We start from the raw sequence: 18,127 nt of genomic DNA, 5'->3' as shown, positions 1-18,127 counted from the left end.
CGCTACGGTGTGGGGATGGAATTCGTGGAGTTCTCGGTCATCGGCGACACCGCGGTCGACGCGCAGACGGCGTTCGACCGGGTCGTGCCGCGCGACGACAGCACGCTGTTCCACCGCTTCCTCGTCATCCCCGCCGTCACGGGCGTCTCCGAGCAGACCGGCCCGTGGAGCAGACCGGGCGAGCAGCGCACCGTGCACCTCTCCGACGGCAGCCGCTTCCGGGAGCACCTGGTGCGGTACGACCGGCCGGCGGCTCCGGATGAACGGGGCCGCTTCGATTACGACGTCACCGACTACACCAAGGCGCTCGGGCACCTCGTCTCGGACGCTGCGGCGCGCTGGGAGTTCGCGCCCGCGCCGGGGGGCTCGACGATCCGCTGGAGCTACGGCTTCGGTCCGCTGCCGCGTCGCCGGCTGCTGGTCTCCGGGGTGATCGGGCCGATCTGGATGGCGTACATGCGTCGGGGCCTCGCCGAGTGCATCCGCGTCGCCGAGGGCGGGGAGTGACGGCGGTCCTGCTGACGGGCTCGCGGGCACCCGCGACCCTGGAGCTCGCCCGGCACTTCGCGGCGGCGGGAGTGTTCGTCGTCGTTGCCGATTCGCAGCCGGCCCTCGCCTCGCGGTCGCGGGCGGTGGGGAAGGCCTACCGCGTGCCCTCGGCCCGCTTCCGGCCGCGCGAGTTCGCCGAGGCGATCGCCGGCATCGCGCGCCGGCACGAGGTCGACCTCGTGATCCCCTGCAACGAGGAGATCTTCTGGCTCGCCGCGGCGCGGGCCGAGGCAGCGGGTGCGCGTGGGTCGTCCGACGTGCAGGCGTCCGCGGCTCATCCTGCTGCTGCTGCTGCTGCTGCTGATGCTGATGCCGATGCCGATGCTGATGCTGATGCTGATGCTGATGCCGACGGCGACGGCGATACCGGCGCCGATGCAGACGCCGATGCCGACGCCGACGTCGTCGTCGATGCCGATGCCGGCGCATTCGACCGGTTCGGCGCGCGGACGGCGGACGATCCGGTCGCCGCGATGCCGCTGTTCGCGCCGCCTCTCGATGTCCTCCGGCGGCTCCACGACAAGGCTGCCTTCGTCGAGCTGCTCGGCGCCCTCGGCATCCCGCACCCGCAGACCACGGTCGTCGACTCCCGCATCCGCTGGCGCCGTCTCGACGCGGCCCGGGATCGAGCCACCGCGGCCACCGCGACTGCAGGGGATGCGGCGGCCGGGGTGGTGGTCAAGCCGGCGTTCTCGCGGTTCGGGTCGAGAACGCTGTTCGCGGCGTCGGGCGAACCGCTTCCGGAGCCCGGGCGCGTGACCCGTGACGAGCGCTGGCTCGTGCAGGAGTGGGTGGTCGGCGACGAGTTCAGCTGCCACGCGGTGGCTGTCGAAGGCCGGATCACCGCGTTCGTCGCCTACCGATCGGTGGCGCGCGCGGGCGCCGGGGCAGGAGTCGCGTTCGAACGGGTCGATCCATCCTCCGTCGAGGCGGTCGAGGCACTCCGGATCTCCTTCGTGCTGGCCGCCGAACTCACCCTCACCGGCCAGTTCGGCCTCGACCTCATCCGCCGCGCCGGCTCGCGCTCCGAACCGCAGGCCGGCGAGGTCGTGGTGCTGGAGTGCAATCCCCGGGCCACGAGCGGCCTCCACCTCTTCACCCCCGCGGACGACCTGACCTCCGCCTTCCTCCTGGCCCCTTCCGCAGGCATCGCCGCCACTCCCCAAGAGATGGTCGTGCCTCCCAGCGAGGCAGTCGCCTCTGCCGCCGAGGTCGTTGCTGCGGCCGCGGGGCTCGTCGCAGGCGGGCGGGTCGGCGCTCGACTCGGTCTGCCGCACCTGCTGTACGCCGCGCCGGCCGTCCGCTCGATCGGCGGGCTGCGGAGGTTCACGCGGCAGCTCCGGTCGCCCGACGTGCTCCGGTCCCGCGGCGACGCGGTTCCCGTCGAGGTGCTCGTGCGGTCACTCGCGGTGCAGCTGGCGACGGCACGTCGGCTCCGCATCCCGCTTCTCGCCGCTGCCACCGCCGACATCGAGTGGAACGGTGAGCCACTGCCGCCCCGAAGGGCTCCCGCGGCGCCCTGGGTACCCGACTTCGTCGCAGGCTTCCGCGCATCCGTCCCGCCTCCCGTCGCCCACGACGACCCGGCCGACGACCCAGGCCACCCGACCAGCCACGCACGACCCCGCCTGCTCGCGAACGCCGACGTGCGCCTCGAGGCGATCGATGTCGACGGCGCACTCATGCCTGTCACCCTCCCGCCGCTCACGCGCGGGGAGCACGATCGCCCGAGCTACGTCGCGTCTCCGATCAGCCACTACGTGCACTACGCCCGGGAGGAGCTGCGGCTGGTCGACTCGCGGGCGGCTCGGGTGGCCGGGCGGGCCGCGCTGGCGGTGCTCGAGCGCGTGCTCCGGGCCGGGCGCGCCGACGATGTTGCGATCGTCGGCAACGCACTGGTGTCGACCAATCTGCTGCCCGACCTCGGTGAGGCCGCCGTCGCCGACGTGACCCGGAGGCTCGTCGCCGCGCATCCGCAGCTCGCCGTCGGGTGGCGCAGCGTGCACGGCCGTTCGACGCGACTCCCCGAGGCCCTCCGGCGCGCCGGCTACCGCCTCATCCCGTCGCGGAGCGTGCTCTTCGCGCCCACCCGCGACGACGAGTGGGCGGGCCTCCGCGACGTCGGTCGCGACCGCGCGCTCCTCGAGTCCTCCGGCTACACCGTGCGGCCCGCACCGATCGATCCGGCCACCCGCAGCTCCGACCGGGCGACCCTCGAGCGGATCGCCCAGCTCTACGGTCTGCTCTACCTCGACAAGTACTCCCGGTTGAACCCTGACTACACGCCCGAGTTCATCGCCCTGGCGCAACGCTCCGGATTCCTCCGCTTCCTCCTCCTCGAACGCGACGGGCGAGCGGATGCGGTGGTCGGCTACACGGTCGCCCACGGCCTGCTCGCCGCCCCCGTCGTCGGCTACGACACCGCACTGCCCCGCGAGACGGGGCTGTACCGGATGCTGAGCTATCTGATCGCGCAGACCGCGCACGAGCACGGTGCCGACCTGCACGCCTCCAGCGGGGTCGCCGACTTCAAGCGCCACCGGGGCGGCGAGCCCGAGCTGGAGTACTTCGCCGTGAACGCGCAGCACCTCGGGCTCCGTCAGCGCACGGCCTGGGCGGTCTTGGATCTGCTGGTCTCCCGGGTGGCGGCGCCGGCGGTGCAGCGGGCCGGTCTCTGACCAGGACCAGCCGGACAGCGGCGGCAGCGTAGACGATATAGGTTCAAACACATGTATTCCGTGCGCTCTGGCTGCACGGACATGCGGCAGGTAGGCATAACGGGTGACCACCGTCCACTCCGATGCCGCCCGCCTGCTCGGCTCGCGCATCCGTGAGGAGCGGCAGCGCTTCTCGATCAACCAGATGGAGCTGGCCGAACTCGCCGGACTCCACTTCACCAACCTCGGGAAGATCGAACGGGGCCAGGCCAACCCGTCGCTGCACACGATTCTGCGCATCGCCGGCGCGCTCAACATGAACCCGGGCCGGCTGCTCGAGGGCATGACCGCCGACCTGCTGCCGGACCGCCCGCACAAGGTGACCGTGGCCGACCTGATCCGCGCCCGCGAAGAGGCCGAGAAGCGCTGAGGCCCGGACGCTCTTGAGGCCCGCACGCTCCTGAGGCCCGGACGCTCCTGAGGCCCGCACGCTCAGAAGCTCACTCGCCACAGGTACTCGTCGCCGTTCGGCCGGAACCACCGGACGACCAGGATGGCCGACACCTCGAGCGACGACCCGTGGATGCGTAGCCGCACCTGCTGTCCGGGGTGCAGCAGCAGTGGCGGGGTGGCCTTCATCAGGCCCGACCCGTGGAGCGTGAATGCCAGACCCCGCAGGGGCTCGCGACTGATGTTGGTGAGCCGATAGCTGTGCGGAGCGTCGCGACGATCGAGCTGCAGCGGCACGGCGTAGGCGGCGGACGGGGTGTCGAGGGGTGTGAGGTGAGTGCGTGCCATGGGGACATCCAAGTGTGGGCTACCGACGATCGGGGCGGTGGACGCGGTGCCGTCGGGCGGATGTGGACAACTCGGTGGGCGCGGGCGGCTGTGGTGGAGAGGTGGATGCGCCCGGGTCTGTATCGATTCTGTTTCGTGATGCGTCGACAGCCCCTCGGAGGTGTCAGACTAGGAGCTTCGTGAACGCACGACGAGGCCTCGTGCGTGTCCGGATCGGGATTGATAGGTTGGTGCGGTGAGTTCAGAGTCAGACACGCCGGACGCCGGGGGAGCATCGGGCGGTGCCGGTGCCCCGCGCCGGGCGCCCGCGAAGTCGGCGGCGTCCGCAGCGGTGACGGGCCGCGCCCCGGCGACCCGGGCGCCCGCGAAGAAGCCCGCAGCGCAGAAGCCGACGACGGCGAAACCGGCGACTCCGACGAAATCGGGCACGCCGGCGAAGCCCGCGGCGGCCCGTCGACCCGCGACGGCCCGGACCACGGCCGCCAAGGCGACTCCGGCGAAGACCGCTCCCGCCCGGACGACGGCGGCAACGAAGACCGCGGCCGCCAAGGCCGCCGCCGCCCGCACCCTCGCCGAGCAGCCGGACGCCGAGCAGACGGACGCAGAGCAGACGACTCCTGAGCAGGCGACGGCAGAGCAGACGGCCGCATCGACCCCAGAGGTCGTGGCGTCCGAGTCCCTGACGAACGAGACCGTCCCCGCGCCGGACCAGCCGCAGGCTCAGCAGTCCACCTCAGCCGCCGACGTCGAGCAGGACACCGACTCCCTCGCCGACCTCGAGGCCCTGATCGTCGAGGCCGAGATCGACGAGACCGAGGCCGTGATCGTGATCGAGACCGAGGCCGGGGCCAACGAGACCGAGGCAGCGGCCGCCGACGCCCCCGCGCAGCCCAAGACCGCCCCCAGGCGCCCGGCCGCTCCCCGCAAGCCCGTCTCCCGCGCCGAGGGCTCGAAGGCCCCGACCGCCCGCACCCCCCGTACCCCGGCCCGCCCCCGCATCACGGCGAAGTCGATCCCCTCCGTGGTCCGCGACATCGACCCGACGAACATCGTGCTCTCGATCTCGGGCCTGGTGAAGAAGTTCGGCAGCACCACCGCCGTCGCCGGCATCGACATCGACGTGCCCCAGGGCTCGTTCTACGGCATCGTCGGGCCGAACGGCGCCGGCAAGACCACGACCCTGTCGATGGTCACCGGTCTCCTCCGGCCCGACGGCGGCTCGATCACGGTGCAGGGCAACGACGTCTGGCGCGACCCGGTGGCGGCGAAGCGCCTGATCGGCGTGCTGCCGGACAGACTGCGCCTGTTCGACCGTCTCACCGGCCGTCAGCTCCTGTACTACTCCGGCACCCTCCGCGGCCTCGACTCGGCCACGGTGGCCCAGCGCAGCGACGACCTCGCCGCCGCGTTCGGGCTCGAGGAGGCGCTGGGGCGTCTGGTCACCGACTACTCCGCCGGCATGACGAAGAAGATCGCGCTGGCCTGCTCGATGATCCACTCGCCGCGCATCCTGGTGCTCGACGAGCCGTTCGAGTCGGTCGACCCGGTGTCGGCCGCGAACGTCGTCGACATCCTGCAGAAGTACGTGGAGGGCGGCGGCACCGTCGTGCTCTCCAGTCACAGCATGGACATGATCCAGCGCGTCTGCGATCGCGTCGCCATCATCGTCGAAGGGCGGGTGCTCGCCAAGGGCACCGTCGACGAGGTGCGCGAGGGCGGCTCGCTCGAGCGTCGTTTCGTCGAGCTCGCGGGCGGCCGCAAGAGTGCAGAAGGCATGGAATGGTTGCTGAGCTCCTCCGACTGAAGTTCCGGCTGATCGGCAACGTGTTCGCGCGCCGGCCGTCCCAGCTGGTGGGCATCCTGATCGGGGTGCTGTACGGGATCGCGATGGCGATCGCGCTCGTGATCTCCCTGGTGTCCCTCCGCGACGCCGAGCCCGTGCTGGCGCGCACCGTCGTCGTCATCGGCGGCTCGCTCCTGGTGCTGGGCTTCTTCTTCCTGCCCCTGGTCTTCGGGGTGCGCGACTCGATGGATCCGAGATCGTTCTCGCTGTTCGGGGTCTCGGATGCGAAGATCGCGCGCGGCGTGGCCGTCGCCTCCCTGATCAGCGTGCCCTCGATCGTCGTGACCGTCGTCTCGCTCGCCACGATCGTGACCTGGTCGCGTTCTCCCGGATCCACGCTGCTGGCCGTGCTCGCGGCGATCGTCGCCCCGGTGACCTGCATCCTCGGTGCACGCCTGGCCGTCTCGATCGCCGGGTTCGCCCTGAACACCCGCCGGGCGCGGGAGATCGGCGCCACGATCGGGGTGCTCGCCATCCTGATCGTCGTGCCCGGCATCGCCCTGGTGATGATCGTCGGCGGCTCCACCGGCAACGGCTTCTTCGCCTCGCTCGAGAGCGTGCTCAGCTGGACCCCGTTCGGCGCCGTCTGGGCCGTGCCCGCCGACGCCGCGAACGGCCAGTGGGTGTTCGCAGTGCTCAAGCTGCTGATCGCCGTGGCGACCGTGGCCCTGCTCTGGCTCGCCTGGCGCGGGCTGGTCTCCCTGATGCTCGTGACCCCCGGGCGCGAGCAGCCCGAACGCGACCACATCGGCCTCGGCTGGTTCGGCCGCACCCCGACCACACCGACCGGTGCCGTGGCGGCCCGCTCGCTCACCTACTGGGCTCGGGATGCGCGCTACTACGCCCAGCTGCTGATCGTGCCGGTCGTGCCGATCGTCGCCGTCGCCGTGCTCGCCTTCGTGGGCGTGCCGATCGAGTACACCGCCCTGCTGCCGGTGCCGATCATGTGCGTGTTCATCGGCTGGGTCGTGCACAACGACGTGGCCTTCGACAACACCGCCATCTGGCTGCACGTGGTCGCCGGCCGGGTGGGGCTCGCCGACCGGATCGGCCGGATGTTCCCGGCCGTGTTCATCGCCATCCCGCTGATCGGCATCGGCTCCTTCCTCAGCGTGCTGTTCGCGAACGACTTCGACGCCCTCCCCGCGGTGCTCGGCGCGAGCACCTGCCTCGTGCTCACCGGCCTCGGGCTCGGCAGCATCTTCTCGGCCCGGTTCCCCTACGCGGCGGCGCGGCCCGGTGACAGTGCGTTCAGCCAGCCCCAGTCCACGGGCGCCACCTCCGTCATCGCCCCGGCGTTCTCGTTCGTCGGCACGGTGCTGCTCTCGTTGCCCTCGATCGTGTACGGCGTGCTCGGCGTCTTCGTCGACCCGGAGTACTTCTGGATGTCGCTGTGGACCGGTCTCGGCGTCGGCGTCGTGGTGCTCGTCGGCGGCGTCGCGGCGGGAGCGGCGATCTTCAACCGCCGTGGGCCCGAGATCCTCGCCGCCGCCCAGCGCAACTGAAACCCGATCTAGAATCGACTCCATGAACACTGCGGCATTCGCACGGGTCGACGAACCCGGCGGTCTCCCGGACGGCGGAGGCGGCACCACCACCCTCGATCGCGAGCTCGAGGAGCTCCTCAACACCGAGAACATCGATCCCGGTGACCATGAGCGCTTCTCGCACTACGTGGAGAAGGACAAGATCCTCGAGTCGGCGATGACCGGCAAGCCCGTCAAGGCCCTGTGCGGCAAGAAGTGGACCCCGGGGCGCGACCCCGAGAAGTTCCCGATCTGCCCCACCTGCAAGGAGATCTACGAGCGCCTGCTCGACGAGTAGGGTCCGGGTGAGCGGCTAGACCTGCCGGTACACCGTCGGGATGACCGGATCGCCGGCCGCGAGCCGGAACGCCTGGTCCGGCAGCTCGGCCAGCGCCGAACGGCAGTGCTCGCGCGCGGCCTCGACACCCGCCGCCCCGAGGTGCTCAGGCAGGGCGACCCCCTCGACGACGAGGGGCACGTGGAGGGCCCGGCCCCGTGCATCCTGAGGCGCCGCCTCACCGACGAAGACGGTCTCGGAGACCGCACGGCCCGAGGAGTCCTGCAGGCGGATCGGATGCTTGCGCCCGCCGTGCGTCGCCTTGTCGGCCGACTTCTTGGCCACCGACACCCAGGCGCCGTCGGAGCCCTGACGGGCGACGAGCTTGTAGACCATGCCCGCCGCAGGGGAGCCGGAGCCCGTGACGACCGAGGTGCCGACCCCGTAGGAGTCGACCGGGGTGGCGGCCAGCGCCGCGATCGCGAACTCGTCGAGGTCGTTGGTGACGGTGATCCTCGTGCCGGTGTTGCCGAGGGCGTCGAGCTGCTCGCGCACCGAGCCGACCAGGGTGAGCAGGTCGCCCGAGTCCAGGCGCACGGCGCCGAGCGAGGGCCCGGCCACCCGCACCGCCGTCTCGACGCCGGTCGGCACGTCGTAGGTGTCGACCAGCAGGGTCGTCGACGGGCCGAGGGCGTCGACCTGGGCGCGGAAGGCCTCCTCCTCGCTGTCGTGCAGCATCGTGAAGGCGTGTGCGGCGGTGCCCATCGTGGGCACCCCCCAGCTGCGGCCGGCCTCGAGGTTCGAGGTGGCGCCGAAGCCGGCGATGTAGGCGGCGCGTGCGGCCGCGACGGCCGACCGCTCGCCGGTGCGGCGCGAGCCCATCTCGGCCAGCGGCCGCCCGCGCGCGGCCGAGACCATCCGGGCCGCCGCGCCCGCGACCGAGGAGTCGTAGTTGAGCACGCTCAGGATGAGGGTCTCCAGCAGCACCCCCTCGGCGAAGCTCGACTCGACGACGAGCAGCGGGGAGTTGGGGAAGTAGACCTCGCCCTCCCGATACCCCGAGATCGTGCCGGAGAAGCGGTAGTCGGCGAGCCAGTCGAGGGTGGCGGGGCTCACGATCGCGTTCGCACGCAGGTAGTCGAGCTCGGCCTCGCCGAAGCGGAAGTCGGCGATCAGCTGCAGCAGCCGCCCGGTGCCGGCGACGACCCCGTAGCGGCGACCGCGGGGGAGCGTGCGCCCGAAGGCCTCAAAGACGCTCGGCCGGTCATGGGTCCCGGCCCGGATGGCCGCGTCGATCATGGTGAGCTCGTAGCGATCGGTGAGCAGCGCGGTGGAGCCCGCAGCGTTCGAGGAGGGGGTCGATCCGGTGGAAGGGGTCACAATCCGAGCATAAAGGGCCACCCAGGATGGCGGACTAGGCTTGTCCACCGTGAGTGATGCGCCGATCGGGATCTTCGACTCCGGGGTCGGCGGACTGTCGGTCGCCCGCTCGGTGCGGGACCAGCTGCCCCAGGAGTCCATCCTCTACGTCGGCGACACCGCCCACTCGCCGTACGGCCCCAAGCCGCTCGCCGACGTGAGGCGCTACGCGCTCGAGGTGCTCGACGACCTGGTCGCCCAAGACGTCAAGATGCTCGTCATCGCCTGCAACACGGCCTCCGCGGCGATGCTGCGGGATGCGCGGGAGCGGTACAGCGTGCCCGTCGTCGAGGTCATCCAGCCGGCGGTGCGCACTGCGGTGACGGTCACCCGCAACAACCGCGTCGGCGTGATCGGCACCACGGCGACGATCACCTCCCGGGCCTACAACGACGCCTTCGCCGCCGCTCCGCACCTGGAGCTGTTCACCCAGGCCTGCCCGGAGTTCGTCCGCTTCGTCGAGGCCGGCGACACCACGAGCCGCGAGCTCGTCTCCCTCGCCGAGGGCTATCTCCAGCCACTGGTCGACCAGGGGATCGACACCCTCGTGCTCGGCTGCACGCACTACCCGTTCCTCAAGGGAGCGATCTCCTACGTCGTCGGCGAGGGGGTGCGTCTGGTCTCCAGCGACACCGAGACCGCCAACGACGTCTACCGCACCCTCGTGCGCACCGGGATCGAGCGCACCTCCCCGACACCGCCCACCTACCGATACGAGGCCACCGGCCGCAGCGCCGAGGAGTTCCTGCGCCTGGCCGAGAAGTTCCTCGGCCCCGAGGTCTCGCGCGTCGAACTCGTCGAGACCGGCACCATCACCATCCCCCATCAGAGGAGAACATCGTGACCGACCCCCAGGCATCCGCCCCGCGTAAAGACGGCCGCACCGCCGACCAGCTCCGTCAGGTGACCATCGAGCGCGGCTGGAGCGACCAGGCCGAGGGCTCGGCACTGATCTCGTTCGGCAAGACCCGGGTGCTCTGCACGGCCTCCTTCACGAACGGCGTGCCGCGCTGGAAGTCCGGCTCCGGCAAGGGCTGGGTGACCGCGGAGTACTCGATGCTGCCGCGCTCGACGAACGACCGGATGGACCGCGAGTCGGTCAAGGGCCGCATCGGCGGCCGTACCCACGAGATCTCCCGCCTGATCGGCCGGTCGCTCCGCGCGGTGGTCGACATGAAGGCGCTCGGCGAGAACACGATCGTGATCGACTGCGACGTGCTGCAGGCCGACGGCGGCACGCGCACCGCCGCGATCACCGGCGCCTACGTGGCGATGGCCGACGCGATCGAGTGGGCCCGCACCAAGAAGTTCATCGGCCAGAAGTCCAAGCCCCTGCTCGACAGCGTCGCGGCGGTGTCGGTCGGGATCATCGACGGCGCCCCCATGCTCGACCTCGCCTACGTCGAGGACGTGCGGGCCGAGACCGACATGAACGTCGTCGTCACCGGGCGCGGCCTCTTCGTCGAGGTGCAGGGCACCGCCGAGGGCGCGCCCTTCGACCGCCGCGAGCTCGACTCCCTGCTGGACCTGGCTCTCGTCGGCACCACCGAGCTCACGGCGCTGCAGGCGTCGGTGCTCGCCTCGACCACCGACGCCGAGTAGGGGAGGGGATCCGGATGCGCGTCGTCCTGGCCACCCACAACGCCCACAAGGTCGCCGAGTTCCAGGCCATCCTCGGCACAGAGCTGCCCGAGCTCGAGATCGTCGCCTACGACGGCCCGGAGCCGGTGGAGGACGGCACGACCTTCGCCGAGAACGCGCTGATCAAGGCGCGCACGGCCGCAGCCCACACCGGCCTGCCCGCCCTCGCCGACGACTCGGGGATCTGCGTCGACGTGATGGGCGGGGCCCCCGGCATCTTCTCGGCCCGCTGGGCCGGTCACGGCCGGGGATCCGACGCGAACCTCGCCCTCCTGGTCGACCAGCTCGCCGACGTGCACGAGGCCGACCGCGGGGCGGAGTTCGCCTGCCACATCGCGATCGTCGTCCCCGCGACCGGATTCGAGACGGTCGTCGCCGGAACCTGGCGAGGCCGGCTCGCGGAGACTCCGCACGGCGGCGGGGGATTCGGTTACGACCCCCTGTTCATCCCGGACGGCTCGGAGGTCACCGCGGCCGAGCTGACCCCCGACGAGAAGAACGCGGTCAGCCACCGGGCCCGCGCCTTCGCCGAGGCGATCCCGGTGCTGAGAACGACCCTCATTCCCGACTAGCGCCAGACCCGCCCGACCGCGCTCCGCGGCGGTTATCGTTGTCGTGATGAGCGACGAGGGCACCGGGCACGAGCACCGCGAACCGTCGGGCTGCGGCCCGGCGAGCGGGCATGTGGCGCGCCCGCACGGCGCGGACACCGCTCACGACACCTCGCCTGCCGCCTCGCACGCGGCCGGCGAGACGCAGGGAACCGTCGGCGACACGGCATCCGCCGGCGCCGCACGCGGGGGCCACTCGCACTCCCACGGCGCCGGCGCGAACCGCTCCCGACTGACGATCGCCATCGCGATCGTGGCGACCGTGCTCGTCGTCGAAGCCGTCGGCGCCGTGCTCACCGGCTCGCTGTCGCTGTTCGCCGACGCCGGTCACATGCTCTCCGACCTGATCGGCCTCGTCGTGGCGCTGATCGCCACGATCGTCGCGGCCCGCCCGGCGAACGAGCGGCACAGCTACGGCTACCAGCGGGCCGAGGTCTTCGGCGCGCTGATCAACAGCCTCATCCTGATCGTCGTCGCGGTCTTCGTGACCTTCGAGGCGGTCGGGCGGCTGATCGCCTCGGATCCCGGGGAGGTGCGGGGCGGGCTGATGCTGATCGTGGCGGGGATCGGTCTCGTCGCGAACTTCGTCTCGTTGATGATCCTCCGCGGCGGCGCGAAGAGCTCGATCAACATGCGCGGGGCCTACCTCGAGGTGCTCGGCGACCTGATCGGGTCGATCGCCGTGATCATCGCGGCCGTCGTCATCCTGACCACCGGCTTCGAGCGGGCGGATGCGATCGCCTCCCTCGCGATCGCCGCCATGATCGTCCCGCGCGCCGTCTCGCTGCTGCGCGACGTGGTGTCGGTGCTCAATCAGTCGACCCCCTCGGACATGGATGTGCAGGGCATCCGCGCTCACATCCTCGACGAGCCCGGCGTGGTCGACGTGCACGACGTGCACGTCTGGGCCATCACCTCGGGCCGGTACGTCTTCTCGGCCCACGTGGTCGTCGAACGCGAGGTGTTCGAGCGCGGTGAGACCGGGCCGCTGCTGGACTCGCTCGGCGCCTGCCTGTCGTCGCACTTCGACGTCGAGCACTCGACCTTCCAGATCGAGCCGGCCGAGCACGCCCGGCACGAGGAGTCGCCGCACGTCTGACGCGGCGACCCGGGCCCGATGCCCGTTCAGGCACGATGCCCGTTCAGGCCCGATGCCGGGTCAGGCCCGGTGCCGGCTCAGGGACGCGGGTTCGTGTCGAGGTCGTTGCCGAAGACCTCGGGCTCGAGGGTCAGCTTCTCGGCGGCGCCGGTGACCTCGACCTCTTCGGCGTCGGCGGCCCGGAGGTTCTTCTTCGCCTCGCGCGAGGTGCGCACGTAGTGGAAGACCGTCGGGATGACCGTGAGCACCACGACGGCGATCAGCACGATGTCGAGGTACTTCTCCGCGAACTCGCGCACGAACGGGATCTGGCCGAGACCGAAGCCGAGCAGGGTGATGCCGGAGCCCCAGATGAGCGCGCCGATCCCGTTGTAGAGCGAGTAGCGGCGGTAGTTCATGTGGCCGACGCCGGCGGCGATCGGCGCGAAGGTGCGCACGATCGGTACGAAGCGGGCCACGATCACGGCGAACCCGCCGAAGCGCTCGAAGAAGGCGTTCGTGCGCTCGACGTTCTTGACGCTGAAGAGCCCGGACTCCTTGCGTTCGAACACGCGCGGGCCGAGCTTGTGACCGATGAGGTAGCCGACCTCGCCGCCGAGGAAGGCCGCGAGCGAGATCGCCAGGCACACCCACCAGATGTCGACGCCGAACTTGCCGGTGACGGCGAGCACGCCGGTGAAGAACAGCAGTGTGTCTCCGGGCAGGAGGAAGCCGACGAGCAGGCCGGTCTCGGCGAAGACGATCGCGCAGACGATCAGGAGGGCCACCGGCCCGAACACGCCGCCGAGCAGGGTGTTGGGGTCGAGCCAGGGGATGAGGGCGGCAGGTGCTGCAGCGGCGATCACGGTCGGTTCTCCAGTCGTCGGTGAGTGCGGGAGAAGGGACTTGAACCCTCACGCTCGAAAGCACAGGAACCTAAATCCTGCGTGTCTGCCAATTCCACCACTCCCGCACGCTGGATTCCAGTGTAGAGGCACGGCCTCGGCAGGCTTTCAGCCGACGCGCGGCAGGGTCAGGCGACGCGCTAAAGGGTCAGCCGACGCGCGGCATGTCAGGCGGGCTTCCGGTGCGGCACGTACCGGGGGATGTTGCGGGCGAGGATGCCGGCGCCCGCGATCCCGACGATCCCGACGACCCCGGTCGCCAGCGACAGCGACGCCACGGCGACGATCGCCGACACCGCGAGCGGGGCGAGTGCGGCCCCGGCGTCGGCGGTGAAGCGGAAGGCGCCGAGGAACGGTGCCGGATCCTGCCGCGGGGCGAGATCGGCCGAGAGCGTCATGATGATCCCGCTGCCCACCCCGTTCGCGACGCCCATGACGATCGCGACCACGATGAACCAGTGGACGGCCCCGGGCAGGTCGTGCGTGAAGGAGAGGGTGAGCAGGGCGAGCCCCATCCCGATCATCGACGGCACGACGCTCCACAGCCGGCCGAACCGGTCCATGATCTGACCGCTGGTGTAGAACAGGGCGAAGTCGGCGGCGGCGCCGATGCCCACGACGAGGGCCGTCGTCTGCTCCGAGAGCCCGATGCTCACGGCCCAGAGCGGCAGGATGGCGAGCCGGCTCGCGCGGAGACCGCCGACCACGCCGGCGCCCGAGCCGACCCGAACGAGCACTCCGCGGTTCTGCCAGATGGTGCGGAAGAGCCCGGTCGACTCCTCCTGCACGAACTGCTGCCCGGTGTCGGGCCGCACCATCGTCTCGGTCGGGTCGCTCATCACCAGCAGCACCACGAGCACGATGACGGCGCAGAGGATGTGGAGGAGGAAGGCGGCCTGCACCGACCCCGTCACGCCGATCAGCAGTGCGCCGAGGAACGGCCCGATGAACCAGCCGGCCCGGAACGAGCCGCCTAGGGTCGACAGCGCCCTGGCCCGGATGCGGACCGGCACGAAGGTGGTCATGAAGGCCTGCCGGGCCAGCGCGAAGACCGCGGCGGAGAGCCCCAGGAGGAAGATGCCGACGCCGAACATCGCGGCGTTCACCGCGAACAGGGCGAGTGTGACGGCGCCGATGGAGAGCACGGCGGCGCCGATCATCGAGCGGCGTTCGCCGATCTTGGAGACCACCCAGCCGCTCGGGATGTCGCCCGCGAGCTGCCCGACCACGATCATCGCCGCGATCAGCCCGGCCCCGGCCAGCCCCGCGCCGAGCGAGGAGGCGACGGCCGGGATCACCGGGATGACCGCCCCCTCGCCGATCCCGAACAGCAGCGACGGCAGCAGCGCGGGCAGGGCGATGGACCGGAAGCGGAAGTCGTCGGTCGCGGTGGTCATCTGAACTACTTTACGCCTGTGAAATACCTTCCCGCCGCTAGACTGGGCGCACGATGTTGGACCTTGACCTTTCAGAACAGATCGCACAGCTGCGAAGCACCTTCGACGACATCCGGGCGGTGGTCGACGTCGACGCCCTCACCGCCGAGATCGCCCGGCTGAGCGAGGAGGCCGGCGCACCCGATCTCTGGGACGACACGGCCAAGGCCCAGAAGGTCACCAGCGCCCTCAGCCACCGACAGGGCGAGCTCGCGAAGATCGAGAGCATCCAGAGCCGGCTCGACGACCTCGAGGTGCTGATCGAGCTCGCCAACGAGGCCGGTGACGAGGAGTCGGCCGAGGAGGCCCGCGTCGAGCTCGTCTCGATCCAGAAGGTTCTCGGCGAGCTCGAGGTGCAGACGCTGCTGAACGGCGAGTTCGACCCGCGCCCGGCCGTCATCACCATCCGCTCCGGCGCCGGTGGTGTGGATGCCGCCGACTTCGCCGAGATGCTGATGCGGATGTACCTCCGCTGGGCCGAGAAGCACAACTACCCCACCACGGTGATGGACACGAGCTACGCCGAAGAAGCCGGGATCAAGTCGGCCACCTTCGAGGTCGACGCCCCCTACGCCTTCGGGACCCTGAGCGTGGAGGCGGGCACGCACCGCCTGGTGCGGATGAGTCCGTTCGGTGCGGCCGGGAAGCGGCAGACCAGCTTCGCCGCGGTCGAGGTCATCCCGCTGATGGAGGAGACCGAGGCGATCGAGATCCCGGAGAACGACATCCGCGTCGACGTCTTCCGTTCCTCGGGGCCCGGTGGTCAGTCGGTCAACACCACCGACTCCGCGGTGCGCATCACGCACCTCCCGACCGGCACCGTCGTCTCGATGCAGAACGAGAAGAGCCAGATCCAGAACCGCGCCGCGGCGATGCGGGTGCTGCAGTCGCGACTGCTCCTGATCCAGCGCGAGCAGGAGGCGGCCCAGAAGAAGGAGCTCGCCGGCACGATCACCGCGAGCTGGGGCGACCAGATGCGCAGCTACGTGCTCGCGCCGTACCAGATGGTCAAAGACCTCCGTACGGAGTACGAGGTCAACAACCCCTCCGCGGTCTTCGACGGCGACCTCGACGGGTTCATCGCGGCCGGCATCAAGTGGCGGAAGCGTCCGGACAAGGACTGACGCCCGCGAGGCGTCCCTCGACGGCATCCCCGGGGGGCGTGGCCGGCGCAGCGACCGGCGGCGCGGCCCGCCCGTCGATCGTGTGAATCCTATGAATCGGCGTGTCCAGCGAGTCGCGCGACCGATTCCGCGGGGCCCTGCTTAGAGTCATCACGTCATGATTCGGTTTGATCAGGTAACCAAGACGTACAAGGGCACGAAGCGGCCCGCCCTCAACTCCGTCGACCTCGAGATCCTCCGCGGGGAGTTCGTCTTCCTCGTCGGCGCCTCGGGCTCGGGCAAGTCCAGCTTCCTGCGTCTGATCCTCAAGGAGGACAGGCCGACCGCCGGCAACATCCACGTGCTGGGGCAGGATCTCAACGCGATCTCCAACCGCAAGGTGCCCTACTTCCGGCGCAACCTCGGCGTGGTCTTCCAGGACTTCCGGCTGCTGCCGGGCAAGAACGTCTTCGACAACGTCGCGTTCACGCTGCAGGTCATCGGCAAGTCGCGCGGGTTCATCCAGGAGGCGGTGCCCGACGTGCTGCAGATGGTCGGTCTCGCCGAGAAGGCGAACCGGTTGCCGCACGAGCTCTCCGGTGGTGAGCAGCAGCGCGTGGCCATCGCCCGCGCGGTCGTCAACAAGCCCGCCGTGCTGCTGGCCGACGAGCCCACGGGCAACCTCGACCCCTCGACCAGTGCGGGCATCATGACCGTCCTCGAGCGCATCAACGCCGGTGGCACCACGGTCGTCATGGCCACCCACGACAACGCGATCGTCGACCACATGAAGCGTCGCGTGATCGAGCTGGTCAGCGGGCAGATCGTGCGCGACGAAGACCAGGGCGGGTACGGGATGACCGCGGAGATCGCTCTGCAGGATTCCGGCCTCACCGCGGAGATCGCCCTCTCGGAGGGTCTCGTCCGCCCCGCCGGCCCCGCCCAGCCGCACGTCGCGCCGCCGCGCAGCGCGCCGCCGCTTCCTCCCGTCACCACCTCGACGCCGGTGCAGTACCCGGCCGAACAGGTGCGCGAGCCCGTCACCGTGCCCGCTCAGCAGCAGTACCAGGAGTACCAGCGCGCCTCGCAGCCGGTGCCGCCCGTGCAGCAGTCCCGTCAGCCCGTGCCGCCACAGCAGTCCCAGGCTCCGCAGTACCAGCAGCCGGCGTCCGCCCCGCAGCAGGCACCCACGCAGCATGTCGCGCCGCCGATGCCGCCGCAGCAGCAGCAACCCGATCCGCGCGACCCGGCCACCGAGTCGCTCACCCTGGCCGAGAAGCTCGGCCTGCGCGCGCCCGGCGCCCCGGCCGCCCGCGACAACGACCAGAACGTGGGGCCGACGACGTGAGATTCGCACTGATCCTCGGCGAGGTCGGCACCGGTCTCCGTCGCAACGTGTCGATGGTGATCTCGGTCGTCCTCGTCACCTTCATCTCGCTCACCTTCGTGGGTGCCGCGATCCTGTTGCAGATGCAGATCGGGCAGATGAAGAACTTCTGGTACGACAAGGCCCAGGTCGCCGTCTACATGTGCACCGCGACCTCGGGCGGTGAGAACTGCGCCGGCGGCGAGGCCAACCAGGAGCAGAAGGATGCGGTGCAGGCGCAGCTCGAGGGCTCGACCCTCGCGCCCTTCATCGACCGCTTCTACTTCGAAGACCACGAGCAGGCCTTCGAGAACTTCCAGAAGCAGTTCGCCGGCAACCCGGTCACCGAGTACGTGACCTCCGACCTGCTGAACGAGACCTTCTGGGTCAACCTCAAAGACCCCACGCAGTCCGACGTGCTCGTCGAGAGCCTGTCCGGCCTCCCCGGCGTCGACAGCGTGACCGACCAGCGGAGCTACCTCGAGCAGATCTTCTCGATCCTGAATGCGGCCAGCTACACCGCGATCGGCGTCGCGGCACTCATGCTCGTCGCCGCCGTGCTGCTGATCGCCACCACGATCCGGCTCTCCGCCTTCTCGAGGCGACGGGAGCTCGGGATCATGCGTCTGGTGGGCGCGTCGAACCGGTTCATCCAGACCCCGTTCATCCTCGAAGGGGTCATCGCCTCGCTGATCGGTTCGGTGCTCGCCGGTGCCGCGATGGTCGCGATCGTCAAGTTCTTCGTCCGCGACTTCCTGGTGCAGCAGCTGCCCTTCACGTCGTTCGTCGACATCGGCGACGCCCTGATCGTGGCGCCCATCCTGATCCTACTGGGGGCCGCGCTGGCCGCACTCTCGGCGAAAGTGGCCATCACCCGCTACCTCAAGGTCTAGACGCCGCTACAATGGTGGGCTGCCG

17 protein-coding genes and 1 tRNA gene are annotated in these 18,127 nt (G+C 70.5%); 13 read left to right on the top strand and 5 right to left on the bottom strand.

From position 1 onward, the window contains the following. Window positions 1-15: 15 nt before the first annotated feature. The 3 genes from AC59HU_RS08420 (at window position 16) to AC59HU_RS08410 (ending at window position 3,636) form a co-directional block, all read left to right on the top strand. The gene (locus AC59HU_RS08420; protein WP_497222938.1) at window positions 16-507 is read left to right on the top strand and encodes an SRPBCC family protein; all 492 of its coding nucleotides are present in this window, start codon (window positions 16-18) and stop codon (window positions 505-507) included. Continuing rightward, the gene (locus tag AC59HU_RS08415; RefSeq protein WP_497222937.1) at window positions 504-3,227 is read left to right on the top strand and encodes an ATP-grasp domain-containing protein; all 2,724 of its coding nucleotides are present in this window, start codon (window positions 504-506) and stop codon (window positions 3,225-3,227) included. The genes AC59HU_RS08420 and AC59HU_RS08415 overlap by 4 nt, the downstream gene beginning before the upstream one ends. Before the next feature lie 103 nt (window positions 3,228-3,330). Further along, entirely contained in the window at window positions 3,331-3,636 is a 306-nt protein-coding gene (locus tag AC59HU_RS08410) for a helix-turn-helix domain-containing protein (protein WP_497222936.1), read from the top strand. Window positions 3,637-3,698: 62 nt separating this feature from the next. On the opposite strand, the gene AC59HU_RS08405 is transcribed toward AC59HU_RS08410, so the two are convergent. Next, window positions 3,699-4,004: a hypothetical protein gene (locus AC59HU_RS08405; RefSeq protein WP_497222935.1), complete on the bottom strand. Its 306-nt coding sequence runs from the start codon at window positions 4,002-4,004 to the stop codon at window positions 3,699-3,701. 235 nt (window positions 4,005-4,239) lie between these two features. Here AC59HU_RS08405 and AC59HU_RS08400 point away from each other — a divergent pair, with 235 nt between their 5' ends. Genes AC59HU_RS08400 through AC59HU_RS08390 form a run of 3 tightly spaced genes read left to right on the top strand, consistent with a single transcriptional unit; the run spans window position 4,240 to window position 7,671 of the window. Continuing rightward, window positions 4,240-5,808, top strand: coding sequence for an ABC transporter ATP-binding protein (locus tag AC59HU_RS08400; RefSeq protein ID WP_497222934.1), 1,569 nt, complete (start codon window positions 4,240-4,242; stop codon window positions 5,806-5,808). Then, window positions 5,784-7,352 (top strand): ABC transporter permease family protein, encoded by a 1,569-nt coding sequence (locus tag AC59HU_RS08395; RefSeq protein WP_497222933.1) that lies wholly within the window; start codon window positions 5,784-5,786, stop codon window positions 7,350-7,352. Before AC59HU_RS08400 ends, AC59HU_RS08395 begins: the two co-directional genes overlap by 25 nt. A 22-nt stretch (window positions 7,353-7,374) precedes the next feature. Further along, window positions 7,375-7,671: a DUF3039 domain-containing protein gene (locus AC59HU_RS08390; RefSeq protein ID WP_497222932.1), complete on the top strand. Its 297-nt coding sequence runs from the start codon at window positions 7,375-7,377 to the stop codon at window positions 7,669-7,671. 15 nt (window positions 7,672-7,686) lie between these two features. On the opposite strand, the gene AC59HU_RS08385 is transcribed toward AC59HU_RS08390, so the two are convergent. Beyond that, entirely contained in the window at window positions 7,687-8,949 is a 1,263-nt protein-coding gene (locus AC59HU_RS08385; protein ID WP_497223489.1) for a nicotinate phosphoribosyltransferase, read from the bottom strand. A gap of 130 nt (window positions 8,950-9,079) precedes the next feature. On the opposite strand from AC59HU_RS08385, the gene murI reads away from it, so the two are divergent. From murI to AC59HU_RS08365, 4 genes are read left to right on the top strand one after another with little or no spacing between them, the layout of a single operon-like run. Further along, window positions 9,080-9,913 (top strand): glutamate racemase, encoded by an 834-nt coding sequence (gene murI / locus AC59HU_RS08380; RefSeq protein WP_497222931.1) that lies wholly within the window; start codon window positions 9,080-9,082, stop codon window positions 9,911-9,913. Next, window positions 9,910-10,671 (top strand): ribonuclease PH, encoded by a 762-nt coding sequence (gene rph / locus AC59HU_RS08375; protein WP_497222930.1) that lies wholly within the window; start codon window positions 9,910-9,912, stop codon window positions 10,669-10,671. The genes murI and rph overlap by 4 nt, the downstream gene beginning before the upstream one ends. A 14-nt stretch (window positions 10,672-10,685) precedes the next feature. Then, window positions 10,686-11,282 carry an RdgB/HAM1 family non-canonical purine NTP pyrophosphatase gene (gene rdgB / locus AC59HU_RS08370; RefSeq protein WP_497222929.1) on the top strand — a complete coding sequence of 199 codons (597 nt, stop codon included), beginning with the start codon at window positions 10,686-10,688 and terminating at the stop codon, window positions 11,280-11,282. Between the two features lie 46 nt (window positions 11,283-11,328). Further along, window positions 11,329-12,420, top strand: a complete 1,092-nt coding sequence (locus tag AC59HU_RS08365) for a cation diffusion facilitator family transporter (protein WP_497222928.1) — start codon at window positions 11,329-11,331, stop codon at window positions 12,418-12,420. Between the two features lie 77 nt (window positions 12,421-12,497). Here AC59HU_RS08365 and AC59HU_RS08360 read toward each other — a convergent pair whose 3' ends face one another. The 3 genes from AC59HU_RS08360 to AC59HU_RS08350 all read right to left on the bottom strand — a co-directional run bounded on the left by AC59HU_RS08360 (window position 12,498) and on the right by AC59HU_RS08350 (window position 14,701). Further along, entirely contained in the window at window positions 12,498-13,265 is a 768-nt protein-coding gene (locus AC59HU_RS08360) for a DedA family protein (protein ID WP_497222927.1), read from the bottom strand. Window positions 13,266-13,290: 25 nt separating this feature from the next. After that, window positions 13,291-13,372 (bottom strand) — tRNA-Leu (locus tag AC59HU_RS08355). Between the two features lie 99 nt (window positions 13,373-13,471). Beyond that, complete coding sequence (locus AC59HU_RS08350; RefSeq protein WP_497222926.1) at window positions 13,472-14,701, bottom strand: MFS transporter; 1,230 nt, start codon at window positions 14,699-14,701, stop codon at window positions 13,472-13,474. Between the two features lie 53 nt (window positions 14,702-14,754). Here AC59HU_RS08350 and prfB point away from each other — a divergent pair, with 53 nt between their 5' ends. The 3 genes from prfB to ftsX all read left to right on the top strand — a co-directional run bounded on the left by prfB (window position 14,755) and on the right by ftsX (window position 18,102). Then, window positions 14,755-15,864, top strand: coding sequence for a peptide chain release factor 2 (gene prfB, locus AC59HU_RS08345; protein WP_497222925.1), 1,110 nt, complete (start codon window positions 14,755-14,757; stop codon window positions 15,862-15,864). Window positions 15,865-16,021: 157 nt separating this feature from the next. Then, window positions 16,022-17,191, top strand: coding sequence for a cell division ATP-binding protein FtsE (ftsE, locus tag AC59HU_RS08340; protein WP_497222924.1), 1,170 nt, complete (start codon window positions 16,022-16,024; stop codon window positions 17,189-17,191). Next, window positions 17,188-18,102, top strand: a complete 915-nt coding sequence (gene ftsX, locus AC59HU_RS08335; RefSeq protein WP_497222923.1) for a permease-like cell division protein FtsX — start codon at window positions 17,188-17,190, stop codon at window positions 18,100-18,102. The genes ftsE and ftsX overlap by 4 nt, the downstream gene beginning before the upstream one ends. Window positions 18,103-18,127: the final 25 nt, after the last annotated feature.

The organism is Herbiconiux sp. 320_LB, assembly GCF_059691755.1.
The sequence above is the reverse complement of the archived record's forward strand: the minus strand, read 5'-3'. Positions and strand labels throughout refer to the sequence as shown.